The following is a 13,242-nucleotide window of genomic DNA, read 5'->3' as shown; positions in this document are numbered from 1 at the left end:
GATCTGGAGCAACATCTCAATGTCCCAATACGACTCTATCGAACAGAAGGCCAGCTATGGCATCGGCCGCAACATGGGTGATCAGCTGGCGCAGCAAGCCTTCGCCGGTCTGGATATCCCGGCCCTGCAACAAGGTCTGGCAGATGCCCTGAATGGTCTGGAGTTCGCGGTCAGCCGTGACGATATCAATGATGCCTTCCAGGTGATCACTGCGCGTATGCAAGAAGAGCAGGAAGCCGCCGCCAAGGCCGCTGCTGCTGACGGCGAAGCCTTCCTGGCTGATAACGCCAAGCGCGCTGAAGTGAAGGTGACCGACTCCGGTCTGCAGTACGAAGTGCTGGTAGAAGGCAACGGTGCCGTTCCGGTAGCCGATCAGTCCGTGCGTGTGCACTACCACGGTACCTTCACCCACGGTGGCGTATTCGACAGCTCCGTCGCTCGCGGCCAGCCGGCTGAATTCCCGGTGACCGGCGTGATCGCTGGCTGGGTTGAAGCGCTGCAGCTGATGCCGGTTGGTTCCAAGTGGAAGCTCTACATCCCCCACGATCTGGCCTACGGTTCCCGTGGTGCCGGTTCCATCCCGCCCTACTCTGCACTGGTATTTGAAGTCGAGCTGCTGGACATCCTGTGATCCTGCTGGCTTGATGCAAACGGCGACCCTCGGGTCGCCGTTTGTTTTTGGGCTATGTGATAGACAGCATTTGTCGCGACCAGCGGGCTGGAGAGCAGAAAAGGGCGGCACTTTTGCGCTTTTTACTGGTTTTTTCAGAAACGGGAAAAGGCATACTGCGACTCATTAGAGAGGATAAGGAGAACCCGATGAGCAAGAAGATGAAGAAAGTAGCGGGGCTTGCTCTGTTGCTGCTGAGTATTCCGGCCAGTGCTGATGCCATGCGCTGCAAGAACGCCCTGATCACAGAGGGAGACACCACCGCCGAGATGCTGCTCAAGTGCGGTGAGCCGATGTTGCGTGAAGAGCTCAACCGCAACGAGGAGAACCAGTTTGGCAACCTGGTGCAGGTCAAATATGGTGAACGCTGGACCTACAACTTCGGCAAGAACGAGTTCATGCGCTTTGTGACGGTGCGCAACGGCATCATTACCGATATCGAAAACGGCCCGCGCGGCCAGTAGCCGGCGGGCAAAGCATGGATGCACAACAGACAGTAGGGCAAGACCCTTTGACTCACATGTCCGGCAAGGGGTCGCGGTGACCAAGTTGTCTGACAGCCAGATTGATCTGGCGAGCCAGTCTTAGCCGCTGGCGGCAGGTCAGGCCATGGAGGCTGATCCTGCCCGCGTTGAATTCAAATGTCCCCAGCGACTCGATGGCAAAATAGCCTCGATGAAAGCTCTTGATGTAGCGAGCGATCTGCCGTGGGGATAACTGCTTGAATACCTTCATCACACGGTTCCCTGATTGCCTGGACAGGGCACACTATGGTGTCGGTCGATGACACTGATATGACGGTTTATAAAGATTTGCATGAATCCTTATTTTGCCAGTGAGTTCGGCAAATTGACGGCGTCATCGAAAAAGTTGTGCCATGACAAACCACCGCACCGATATACTGCGGGCTTGAATGGAACAAATAAAAGGGCCTGTGCGTGGAATGGGTTGATGTGGTGGACGGGAACAACCGGGTGATTGGCGTGGCCGAGCGAGCCGAGGTGCGGCGGGAGAATCTCTGCCATCGTGCCAGCTATATTCTGGTGCTCGACGACGCGGATCGGATCCTGGTGCAGCGACGCACCCTCAGCAAAGATTTCTGCCCCGGCATGCTGGATGCCTGCGCCGGTGGCGTGGTCACCACCGGTGAGGAGATGGAGCGCTCCGCCCGGCGCGAACTGGCCGAAGAGCTGGGGATTATGGATGTTCCTCTGCAGGGCTTTGGCAGTTTTTATGCCGAAGGGGAGGGCTATCGGGTCTGGGGGGGTCTCTTCAGTTGCCGCTATCAGGGGCCGCTGCAGCTGCAGGCCGAAGAGGTGAGCGCGGTATACTGGATGAGCCTGGCCGAGATTGCCGAGCGTGCCAGCGAATTTACCCCTGACTCCCTGCTGGCCATCGCCACCTGGCAGGCGAGACGCTAACGTCTCTCTTTAGATATTTTCTTTTCCAGTTCAGAGACAAGACGGGCAGCCTGATGGCTGCCCGTCTGCCTTTGTGCATTTAGTTGGTCTGCTACACCAGCTTGAGGCGTCGGTTGGTGCGCCCGCAAGCGCTCGGCTTGGCGAGCCAGTGCCCCTGCCAGTCGGTGGCTAGCCGCAGCAGCGGATACTCCAGATCGAGCCGAGTCAGCACCAGCTGGCCGGTCTCGTCGCCACTCACGGGATTGCCGCTGGCGGGATCGATGATCTCGACGATGCAGCTCTCGTTGACGATAAAGCCCTGACCGGGCTGACTCTCGTAGGCCACCACCCCCACATCCTGCCACACCAGACAGTTGAGGGCCGCAATGCCATGAATGGCGCGCAGTGGTGCCGTTTCAGGATGGGTGGCTTCGCACAGTAGGGCGCGGCGCAGCGAGTCGCTCGGGATCTCCGCCGCTTCGGCCGCTTCCAGCAGGTCGAGCAGGGTCACCAGCGGGCCGACATAGCCGGTGGGTTGATAGCGCAGCAGTGCCTCCAGCTGGCGCTGGGTATCGTGGGGCCCGCAGGGTACCACTGGAGCCCCCAGCTGGCGGGCGCCGTTATCGAAGATAAAGGCGGTGGGGCCAGCATGATAGTCGTGGCCGTTGAGCATCACTTCCCCCGCCTTGAAACCGGCGGCAAACAGCGCCCGGGCGGCCCCCCACCAGTCAGCCCCCGCATATTCGGGGATGGCCAGCTGGCCCGGACAGGAGAAGACCCGCAGCGCCTGACTGGCGGGGCGGCCGGTGAGACCGGCAAAGGGGGGATGAGCCTGCTGGGCGGCAAAGAGCTCTTTGCTGTCGAGCAGTGGCAGGGTGGCCAGCTCTGCCAGATCCTCGAGGCGACACTGGCGATAGGCGCTGGAGTAACCGGCGCAATATTGACTGACATGGGTAAGCTGATGATTGAGCTGGTCCAGTTGCTGCTGTTCGCGCATGGTGGGGGGACGAATTTCCAGACCATCGTAATAGTGTTGCATGGGGCCTCCTGGCGCCGTGAAACCAGCTCAAGAGTAGTCTGCCCAAGGGGAAAATGCCTGCAGCTATCCATGGTCAGGCTCAGAGCCGCTGTTAGGCGGCATCGTCACTCTGGGATAAACTGGCGACTTCCCATCACGACTCAGGACGAGAAATCATGATTGCTGTAGGACAACCCCTGCCTGCTGGCGAATTTACCTTTATCACCGACGAGGGCAAGCAGCTGCGGGATAGCAAGACGCTGTTCGCCGGTAAAAAAGTAGTGCTGTTTGCGGTACCCGGCGCCTTTACTCCCACCTGCTCCAATGCACATCTGCCCGGTTATGTGGTGCTGGCCGATCAGTTCATGGCCAAAGGGGTGGATGCCATCTGTTGCCTCTCGGTCAACGACGCTTTCGTGATGCGGGCCTGGCAGACGGCCCAGAATGCCGAGGCGATCACCATGCTCGCGGATGGCGATGGCAGCTGGACCCGGGCGCTGGGCCTGGCCAAGGATACCGGCGCCTTTGGCGGCATCCGTGCCCAGCGCTTTGCGTTGATTGCCAACGATGGTGTGGTCGAGCAGCTGTTTGTGGAGGCGCCAGGCAAGTTTGAGGTCTCCGATGCCGCGAGCCTGCTGGCTGCACTGTGAAATGTTAATCACGGTTTGATTTCCCCTTGAAATGGGAGGTGGCACAGCTACACTGGCGCCACTTTCCCATGGTGCCTGCCCGTTTGGGCTGGCGCTTCGTTGCAGATAACAAGAGATGAAGATCCTATGACCCTGGCTTTTGTTGCCCTGATTGCCGGACTGGCGCTGCTGGTCTGGAGTGCAGACAAGTTTGTCGACGGTGCCGCCGCCACCGCCCGTTATGCGGGGATGCCGCCGCTGCTGATCGGCATGGTGATCATCGGTTTTGGTACCTCGGCCCCGGAGATGGTGGTCTCGGCGCTGGCGGCGTCACAGGGCAATCCCGGGTTGGCGCTCGGTAATGCCTATGGCTCCAATATCACCAATATCGCGCTGATCCTGGGTCTGACGGCACTGATCAGCCCTATCGCGGTGGCCTCTCAGGTAGTGCGCAAGGAGATCCCCATTCTGCTCGGTATTACCCTGCTCTCCGGCGCTCTGCTGATCGATGGTCATCTGGGCCGGATGGATGCGGTCATTCTGGGGGCAGTCTTCGTTGCCCTGATGGGCTGGTCCATCTGGGCTGGCATGAATGGCAAGGGAGATGCGCTGGATACCGAGACCGCCGAGGATATCGAGAGCGAGGGGATGTCCCTCAAGAGTGCCATCTTCTGGCTGGTGGTCGGGCTGGTGCTGCTGATCGGTGCTTCCCGTCTGCTGGTCTGGGGGGCGGTGACCATCGCTCAGGCGCTCGGTATCAGCGATCTGGTGATTGGTCTCACTATAGTCGCGGTGGGAACCTCCCTGCCGGAGCTGGCCTCTTCCCTCATCGCCATTCGCAAGAACGAGCATGATCTGGCCCTTGGCAACGTGCTTGGCTCCAACCTGTTCAACACCCTGGCGGTAGTGGGGATTGCGGCGGGCATCCACCCGCTCGATGTGGCGCCGGAGGTGCTCACCCGTGACTGGAGCATCATGATGGGGCTGACCCTGCTGCTGCTGGTGATGTGTCTGGGCCGCAAGGGACAGGGCCGTATCAACCGGCTGGAGGGGGGCGTGCTGCTGACCTGCTTCGTCGCCTACACCGGCTGGCTGCTGACCAGTCAGTTTATCTGATAGGGGTTGGTGAAATGAGAGAGGGGGAAGCTCAAGCTTCCCCCTCTTGTTTTTGCCCAGTGAACCTGTTGGCGAGCGGTGTGCTCAGGCTACTGCCACCAGCTTCTGCCCCTTCTGGCTGCTGTCCAGAATGAGGATGCTGGCCTTGGGGAAGAAGTTGAAGGTGGAGGCGGAGGCCCAGGTGTAGGCGCCCATCACCTTGCCAACCACCAACTCGCCGATAGCCAGGTCCGGCAGCATGATGCCATCGCGGATCACATCCACGCTGTCGCAGGTCGGGCCGGAGAGCACCGAGTTGTGTTGCTCGCCACTGGCATAAGGCGTGCTCACCGGATAGGTGACGTGGTCATAGAGCTGGCCGTTGTAGCTGCCGTAGAGACCGTCATCCAGGTAGTACCAGATCTTGTCGCCACGGTGGGCCTTGCCCATCACGCTGGATACCGAAGTCATGGCCGGCGCGCTGATAAAGCGGCCCGGTTCTGCAATCTTCTGCACGGTAGCGGGCAACTTGGCCAGCGCTTCGCGGATCGGCGCGCAGAAGCCGTCGATATCGAACTCGCCCCCCTCATAATCCACCGGGAAACCGCCGCCGATATCCAGCACCCAGGGCTTGAGCCCGAGCGCCCAGGCCTGCTCCATGATCTCGCGGCAGGCGTCGATGGCCTGCACATGGCGACGGGCATGGGGCACTTGCGAGCCGACGTGAAACGACAGCCCCATCACCTTGATCCCCTTGGCGTGGGCCAGTTGCAGCAGCGGCAGCGCCTGCTCCGGAGTGCAGCCGAACTTCTTGGAGAGATCGACCTTGGTCTCGGGGTTCGGGAAGCTGACCCGCAGCAGCAGTTTCACTTCGTCCTTGTAGGGAATGAACTTCTCCAGCTCCAGCGGGTTGTCATAGACAAACACGGTGCAGCCGAACTCCAGCGCGTAACGGATATCGCTGTCGCGCTTGATGGGATGGGTATGAATGCAACGTCCCGGGCGAACCCCCTGACTGCGCACCAGATCCACTTCGCCGTTGGTGGCCAGATCGAAACAGGCCCCCTCTTCCTTCAAGACAGAGACCACCGCCTCATGGGGCAGGGGTTTGAGTGCATAGTGCAATCGTACATCGGGCAGGGCGGAGGTCAGGGCCCGATACTGTTTGCGGACGGCTGCCTTGTCGAGCAGCAGCAGGGGGGAGCCGAATTGTTCAACCAGCTGACGGTAATCTTGTGCGACCACATCTTTTGCAACCAGGGTCTCGTTCATTCTCTTTTGGTCATCCTTAGGGGGCGTGATATGCCCAAGCCATATGCGATTGAACCGGCGACGGCCGGGTCAGGCGAGCGGTCCGGTGGGACCAACCGAACACAGTGCATAATTTGATGGCAAAGTGCTTGGTTATGCAGCGGATTATCGGCTTATTGATTCTGTGTGCAAGCATTTTGATTGGATATGTCGGCAAGATTTTCTTGGTGAAACGAGAGGGATCACTGTTCTCTATCCGCCATTTTTCCCGTTTGGGCCACATTTGATCCGTGAGAGCCTAACTTGTTGATAGTTAACTAACATTTAACATTCTTGCTGCTGTTCTGGTGGTCACTAAAAAAATATAAATGGGGGTGGCCAAGTGCGAGACAGCTCACATTTTTTGGATTAACATGCCGACTTCCTAATCCAAACTAGTTCGGATGAAGGTAGCAGGAGAGCGATGGGCAACCATCCACCGAAGAAGTGAATCTTTCAGGTACCGGGCAACCGGTGTGGACTGCTACTGGACGATACTCTGGAGAGACCCGTTAAATCGGGCGCCGAAGGAGCAAGGCACCATGACTACCCGCAAGGGCAGGCTGGCGCCGGAAACTCTCAGGCAAAAGGACAGAGGGGATGGGATGGTTGTACCTGGGCTTGGCCCGTATCCGATCGCCTCTGGCCGATCGCGACACCTATGGGAAGATCATCCTTCTCCTCCTTAATTTCTGTTTCTTAAGGAGGATGCATGTCATCAATTCAATCGGCGTTAACCGCCATCGATAGCTTTATCTGGGGGCCGCCCCTGCTGATCCTGCTGGTCGGGACCGGTATCTATCTCACCCTGCGTCTGGGTCTGCTTCAGGTCGTGCGCTTGCCACTCGCGCTGCGGCTGGTCTTTGGCCGCGATCAGGGGCAGGGCAAGCAGGGGGATGTCTCCAGCTTCGGCGCCTTGTGCACCGCTCTCTCTGCCACCATTGGCACCGGTAACATCGTCGGGGTGGCTACCGCCATCAAGCTCGGCGGCCCCGGTGCCCTGTTCTGGATGTGGATGGCGGCACTGTTCGGCATGGCTACCAAGTACGCCGAGTGTCTGCTGGCGGTGAAGTATCGCGAGCAGGATGCCAACGGCCAGATGGCGGGTGGCCCCATGTACTATCTGGAGAAGGGGCTCGGTTCCAAGCCGCTGGCCAAGTTGTTTGCCCTGTTCGGCATCGGCGTGGCTTTCTTCGGGATCGGTACCTTCCCGCAGGTCAATGCTATCTCAGACGCCATGAGCCTCTCCTTCTCGGTGCCCCGTGAAGCGACCGCCGTAGTGCTGACCCTGATCGTGGCGCTGGTGACCCTGGGGGGGATCAAATCCATCTCCAGTGTGTCGAGCAAGGTGGTGCCCTTCATGGCCATCTTCTACATCGTCGCCTGTCTGGGCGTGCTGGTGAACAACGCCAGCGCCCTGCCCGATGCCGTCATGCTGGTTATCGAGAGTGCCTTCACCGGCCATGCGGCGACCGGCGGCTTCGTCGGTGCCAGCATCATGCTGGCCATTCAGTCAGGGGTGGCGCGCGGGGTCTTCTCCAACGAATCGGGACTGGGCTCTGCGCCTATCGCGGCGGCGGCAGCCAAGACCGATTCGTGCGTGGAGCAGGGGCTGGTCTCCATGACAGGTACCTTCATCGACACCATCATCATCTGCACCATGACCGGCCTGACCCTGGTGGTGACCGGCGTGTGGAGCGGCGATGCAAGCGGCGCGGCCATGACCAGTCTGGCCTTTGCCCAGGGGCTCGATGCTCATGTTGGCCAGTATCTGGTGAGCATTGGCCTGCTGTTCTTCGCCTTTACCACCATCCTTGGCTGGAACTACTACGGCGAGCGCTGCACCGAGTACCTGTTCGGGGTAAAGGCGATCAAGCCCTATCGTCTGGTCTATCTGGCGCTGGTAGCGAGCGGTGCTTTCCTCCATCTGGACATGATTTGGCTGCTTGCCGATATAGTTAACGGCCTGATGGCGGTGCCCAACCTCATCGGCCTGATTGGTCTGCGCCATGTGGTGATCGCCGAGACCCGCGCCTACTTTAGCCGGGATCTGGATAGCGAAGCTGAACCGGAGCCGCAGACGGCCTGAACGCCTCGGCCCGTTTCACGTTCCCATTGAAAAGAACAAGCCACGACTCCGGTCGTGGCTTTTCATTGGCGGGGTTGTACTTTTTGCGGCGGTACAGCACCAATGAGCTGCGATCGTGTTTGTGCAGCTGATCTCAATGGTCGGTTGCTATTGAACAGTTGCTTAATAGCCTGTGGTACACTGCAGCAATTTGCATATTTCCATACATTTCTAGTCTTTTTATACATTATGCCTGATTTATAGGGATTTTCATGAGCGCAGTCATCAGCCAAAAGCTACAGAGCAGCCGTAAAGAACTGCTGGATATTGGGCTTCGCAATAACATGCTCAACTTCCGCAAGACAGCCAAAACCTTGATGGTGGTCGATGAGCGATCTGAGGAGGTGTTCAACATCCTCTATCGCCAAGAAAAGGCCATGACCTTTGCACCGATGGCCCGCAAGAGGCTGGCCGAGCTGGCAAAAGCCGCCAAGCCTGAAGAGGCTGGGGATGACACAGCAAGTGACGAGGAGTTGCTGCATGAGTTGGATAGTTTGGGCTGGTCCAGTATCGCTGACGAGGCTGATGAAGATGAGGCGGGCAAAGCCCGTCGCCATATGGATACTCATTTGCAGACTGCCATTGATGACGAGCGTCTGTTCCTGCAGTTGTTGAAGATCCACACCGAGGCTAAAGGCTTTATTGAGGAGCAGGGCGTAAACACGCTGTTCCTAGCCCTTGGATTCTTGCATTGGTACGAAGCGGATAGCTCCGAGAACCTGCGCAAGGCACCTTTGATATTGCTTCCGGTCTGTCTTGAGCGCAGCGGCGCCAAGGATGCTTTCAAGCTGAAATATTCAGGTGATGAGTTGATGGCGAACCTTTCTCTGGTCGCCAAGCTCAAGACTGATTTTGGTTTGGATATGACCTCCTGCGCGTTCGACGAGGATAGTTTAGCGACCGATGAGAGCGCCCTTGGCCGCTTCTATGGTGATGTTGCAGATGTAGTCAGTAAGCAGGGACGCTGGAAGGTCGCCAGCAACGAGATTGCGCTGGGCTTCTTCTCGTTCGGCAAGTTTTTGATGTTCAGGGATCTCGACCCGAAAAGCTGGCCGGAAGAGAAGCAGCCTGATGCCCATGGAGTGATGAAGCGCCTGCTTGGTTCGGGCTTCGGGGATATTGGGGCGGCGTATCAGGAGGATGTGAATATTGACTCGGTGATTGCACCGGGAGATGTACGTTTTGTGAAGGATGCCGACAGCAGCCAGACAGAAGCCATTCTGGAGGTGCGTGAGGGTTCCAACTTGGTTATTCAGGGACCACCGGGTACGGGTAAGTCACAGACGATCACCAACATCATCGCCGAGCTGATCGGCCAGAAGAAAACGGTGTTGTTTGTTGCCGAAAAAATGGCTGCGCTTGAGGTGGTTAAGCGTCGTCTGGATGAAAGTCATCTGGGCGATGCCGTTCTTGAGCTGCATAGCCACAAGTCCACCAAGCAGTCTGTGCTCAAGGAGCTAGGACGGACTCTGGATCAGGGGCGACCATTGACCAACGTGGGCGAGGACGACCTTGCCAGATTGAAAGAACTGCAGGATGGCCTGAATCAATACTGCGAGGCTGTGAGTGCTTCCGCGGGCGCGAGCGGCTTGCCTTTTGTCGATGTGCTTGGCCGTTACTTGAAGCTGAAGCGTGTCTATGCCGGATTGCCGGTCATTCCTTTTGCGCCTATGGCAGCCTGGAGCTATGCAGAACAGCAAAAAAGGCTTGAGTTGGTTGAGGAGCTGGTGCTGCATCTGGAGGAGATGGGACGGCCTGATCTAAGTGTCTTTTGGGGTAGTGAGCGGACGTTCTTTTCGCCTATAGAACAGAGCAGGGCTAATGATGCACTGCAGTTGGCAGGTTCGCATCTCAATGCATTGCAGTCGGCAGCCACGGCACTCTCTGAACGGTTAATGCTGACTCAGCCGGCCACTTTGGCAGATGTGGATGTGGTATGCCGCGCTGCTAGGCGTGCGGCCGAAGCTCCGCGACTCGAAGGGGTGCAGCTTTCAACGGGCGAGTGGCAATCCAGGCGTGATGTCATTCGTGAGTTGCTGGAGGCCGGCGAGCATATGACTGCTTGTCGTGCTAAGCATGATAGCCAATTGATCGACGCTGCTTGGGAACAGGACCTCCTCGAGGTTCGACAGAGCCTTGTGGCTTATGGCGAAAAGTGGTGGAGAGTGTTTTCGGGACGTTTCCGTGCGGCACGTAGCTGTTTGCAGGGGCTAGCCCGTGAGACATTGCCCACGACCAATGGGGGCATGCTGGAGCTGGTTGATTCGGTACTGACTTATCAGCAGAACAAGAAGGTCTATGACCAGTACGAGGCATTGGGTAGCGCCCTTTTTGGTGCCCAATGGCAGCGTCAGAAATCAGACTGGGCGGTGCTTGAGCGTTTGAGCGCTTGGGTGATCAAGCTGCATGACGATTTGGGTAATGGACAGATTCCACAAGGCATCATTGCCTTCTTGGCTGGGCATACCGATGCCAGTGGCTTGGGTGATACAGTCACCAGAATAGAGCAACATGTTGTCGGGTTAGACAAGGCCTTGCGCAGTGCGCTTGAAGTCACCGGCATGCAAGCGGAGAACGCTAAGGCTGACGTCAGAAAGCTTGGTCTAGCTGCTCTTGGCGAGCGTTTGCAGCAGTGGCAAGAAAGTCTGACGGCGCTTTATCAGATGGCGCGGTTCAATGTCCTCGCGGAGCAGCTGCACAAGGCTAAATTGGACGACTTGCTGGAAATTGCCGTAAGCAGTGATGAGCCCAAGCAGCTACCTGCAATTCTGGATTTCTCTTGGTATTCGGGTTTGGTGCAGCGGGTATATGCAGAGAAACCAGCGCTGCAGCAGTTCGACCGCATTAAGCACGAACATCAGATTGCACGGTTCAAGTTGCTCGACTTGGCCTCGCTCAATCATGCGCAAACGCATTTGGCTAGACAGGTTTGGGAGGGGATGCCCAACATCAATCAGCCCGGTGAAATGGCAGTGTTGCGGGCTGAATTGAACAAGAAGCGTCGACATATCCCGATCAGGCAGCTGATCGAGAAGGCTGGTCGGGCCATTCAGCAAATCAAACCTGTTTTCATGATGAGCCCCATGTCGATTGCGAACTTCCTTCCTCCAGGAAAGCTGGAGTTCGACGTGGTGGTGTTCGACGAAGCCTCTCAGGTGAAGGCCGTCGATGCATTCGGTGCCATCATGCGTGGTAAGCAGGTAGTTGTGGTCGGAGATACTCGGCAGATGCCCCCTACCGATTTCTTCAGCCGCGATGTTGAGCTAGATGACGAGGATGCAGCGACCGCTGACATTGAAAGCATCCTGAGTATGTTCAAGGCGGCCGGAAGCCAGGAGCGCTATCTCCGGTGGCACTACAGAAGCCGGCATGAGTCATTGATTGCCGTATCCAACGTCGAGTTCTACGACAGTAAATTGGTAGTCTTCCCCTCCGCCGGCCAGCATCCCCACGCCAGTGGCGTGAGCTTCGACTATCTGCCTGATGCGCTGTATGACCGAGGTCGTACCCGAACCAATAAGGGGGAGGCTAAGGCAGTTGCACAGGCTGTCATGCAGCATGCTATTCGAACGCCTGAACTCTCGTTGGGTGTTGCCGCCTTCAGTGTGGCGCAGCGAGACCTGATTCAGGTCGAGATCGAATTGCTACGCCGGCAGATGCCAGAGGCTGAGGCATTTTTCACTTCTCAGGGCAGTGAGCCGTTTTTCGTCAAAAACCTGGAAAACATCCAGGGTGATGAACGGGACAAGATCTTTATCAGCATCGGCTACGGTCGCAATGAGTCCGGCCGGATTGCCAAAGAGTTTGGTCCGCTTAACCGTGAAGGCGGGCATCGTCGCCTCAACGTTCTGATCACACGAGCCAAAATGGCAATGCGAGTCTTCTGCAACTTCAGGGCTGACGAACTGGAGATTGATGCTGGGGCTTCCCTCGGCGTAAGGGCTCTGAAGAACTTCCTGAAATTCGCTGAAACGGGTGAGCTTGAAGTAGCTCGGGAGACCGGTAAGGCAGCTGACTCACCGTTTGAGTTGGAGGTAATAGAAGCGCTGCGTGAGCGCAATTATGAGGTTGAACCGCAGGTGGGAACTGCCGGATATTTTATCGATATCGCAGTCAAGGACCCAGAGTATCCTGGGCGTTATTTGCTGGCAATCGAGTGTGACGGTGCCGCTTACCATAGCTCGCGTTCCGCTCGGGATCGTGATCGTTTGCGTCAAGGGGTATTGGAGGGATTGGGATGGAATTTCCATCGGATCTGGAGCACGGACTGGTTCCGCAATCCGCAGCAGGAAATTACTCGTGCTGTAGCGGCCATTGAGGCGGCTCGAACCAAGATTGCTGATAGACGTGATGCGATCCCTGAAGTCGTGCCGGAACCGAAGCATGAGATCATTCGAGGAGCTTCTGCCGAGGAAGCAGTACCGAATTCGAGCCAGCCATACGTGAAAGCAAATTTGGCGCTAGTTGCATCAACAACTGAGTTGCACCAAGAAAAACCAGAGCAATTGGCACGAATGATCCAGTCAGTAGTCGATGTGGAGGCTCCTGTTCATAGCATGGAAGTGACACGACGGCTCATGGGGGCATTTGGTGTCACACGTGCTGGAATAAGAATTACAGCTGCCGTCGAAAAGGCCATTCTTCTCGGTGCAAGACAGAGGTTGTTCAACTCGAAAGATGGATTCTTGTATTCTGCGGATAGTCGAATAATCCCCATTCGTAGCCGTGCTCATTGGGGGTCTGCGGAGCGTAAATTGGAATGGGTTGCGCCAGAGGAAATTGATAATGCTCTGTTAGAGACCGTTACTCTTGGCTTCTCAATGAACAGTGATGAAGCAATTTCCGGCGCATTGGGACTATTGGGTTTTGGCCGTGCCACATCAAAGATTACGGCCGAGCTTGAGAAACGAATCCATCACCTTACCTCTACTGGGCGACTACAAGAAGCCGGAGGTGTTGTCACTACTACGGTGCAGTGATGAAAATAATGTTTACAAGTAATCTGCTGCAGA

Annotated in this window: 10 protein-coding genes and 1 riboswitch; of the genes, 7 read left to right on the top strand and 3 right to left on the bottom strand. The window is 57.2% G+C overall.

All coding sequences use genetic code 11. The features are described 5' to 3' along the window. Positions 1-19 precede the first annotated feature (19 nt). Complete coding sequence (locus BN1139_RS12880; protein WP_041980588.1) at positions 20-631, top strand: BamJ family beta-barrel-assembly machinery protein; 612 nt, start codon at positions 20-22, stop codon at positions 629-631. Positions 632-819: 188 nt separating this feature from the next. Next, on the top strand, positions 820-1,134 hold the full coding sequence (locus BN1139_RS12875) for a DUF2845 domain-containing protein (protein ID WP_005349921.1): 315 nt from the start codon (positions 820-822) through the stop codon (positions 1,132-1,134). A 52-nt stretch (positions 1,135-1,186) separates the two neighbouring features. On the opposite strand, the gene BN1139_RS12870 is transcribed toward BN1139_RS12875, so the two are convergent. Next, positions 1,187-1,405 carry a DUF1107 family protein gene (locus BN1139_RS12870; protein WP_005338403.1) on the bottom strand — a complete coding sequence of 73 codons (219 nt, stop codon included), beginning with the start codon at positions 1,403-1,405 and terminating at the stop codon, positions 1,187-1,189. 203 nt (positions 1,406-1,608) lie between these two features. Here BN1139_RS12870 and yfcD point away from each other — a divergent pair, with 203 nt between their 5' ends. After that, positions 1,609-2,091, top strand: coding sequence for an NUDIX hydrolase YfcD (gene yfcD / locus BN1139_RS12865; RefSeq protein ID WP_005349922.1), 483 nt, complete (start codon positions 1,609-1,611; stop codon positions 2,089-2,091). A 91-nt stretch (positions 2,092-2,182) separates the two neighbouring features. Here the strand turns inward: yfcD and BN1139_RS12860 are convergent, their stop codons facing one another. Continuing rightward, positions 2,183-3,109, bottom strand: coding sequence for a phenylacetate--CoA ligase family protein (locus BN1139_RS12860; protein WP_005349925.1), 927 nt, complete (start codon positions 3,107-3,109; stop codon positions 2,183-2,185). 155 nt (positions 3,110-3,264) lie between these two features. Here BN1139_RS12860 and BN1139_RS12855 point away from each other — a divergent pair, with 155 nt between their 5' ends. Together BN1139_RS12855 and BN1139_RS12850 are read left to right on the top strand one after the other, a co-directional pair. Further along, the gene (locus BN1139_RS12855; RefSeq protein ID WP_005349926.1) at positions 3,265-3,738 is read left to right on the top strand and encodes a peroxiredoxin; all 474 of its coding nucleotides are present in this window, start codon (positions 3,265-3,267) and stop codon (positions 3,736-3,738) included. Between the two features lie 126 nt (positions 3,739-3,864). Beyond that, the gene (locus tag BN1139_RS12850; protein WP_005343920.1) at positions 3,865-4,833 is read left to right on the top strand and encodes a calcium/sodium antiporter; all 969 of its coding nucleotides are present in this window, start codon (positions 3,865-3,867) and stop codon (positions 4,831-4,833) included. A gap of 84 nt (positions 4,834-4,917) precedes the next feature. On the opposite strand, the gene BN1139_RS12845 is transcribed toward BN1139_RS12850, so the two are convergent. Continuing rightward, positions 4,918-6,084 carry a type III PLP-dependent enzyme gene (locus BN1139_RS12845; protein ID WP_005349940.1) on the bottom strand — a complete coding sequence of 389 codons (1,167 nt, stop codon included), beginning with the start codon at positions 6,082-6,084 and terminating at the stop codon, positions 4,918-4,920. A 507-nt stretch (positions 6,085-6,591) separates the two neighbouring features. Then, positions 6,592-6,707: riboswitch (glycine riboswitch) on the top strand. A 107-nt stretch (positions 6,708-6,814) separates the two neighbouring features. Here BN1139_RS12845 and BN1139_RS12840 point away from each other — a divergent pair. Together BN1139_RS12840 and BN1139_RS12835 are read left to right on the top strand one after the other, a co-directional pair. Beyond that, entirely contained in the window at positions 6,815-8,191 is a 1,377-nt protein-coding gene (locus BN1139_RS12840) for an alanine/glycine:cation symporter family protein (RefSeq protein WP_005338391.1), read from the top strand. A 251-nt stretch (positions 8,192-8,442) separates the two neighbouring features. Beyond that, positions 8,443-13,209 carry a DUF3320 domain-containing protein gene (locus BN1139_RS12835; RefSeq protein ID WP_005349941.1) on the top strand — a complete coding sequence of 1,589 codons (4,767 nt, stop codon included), beginning with the start codon at positions 8,443-8,445 and terminating at the stop codon, positions 13,207-13,209. Positions 13,210-13,242: the final 33 nt, after the last annotated feature.

Source organism: Aeromonas veronii bv. veronii (assembly GCF_000820225.1).
In the GTDB taxonomy this organism is placed as follows: Bacteria; Pseudomonadota; Gammaproteobacteria; order Enterobacterales; family Aeromonadaceae; genus Aeromonas; species Aeromonas veronii.
This window is presented reverse-complemented; position numbering and strand designations above follow the sequence as displayed.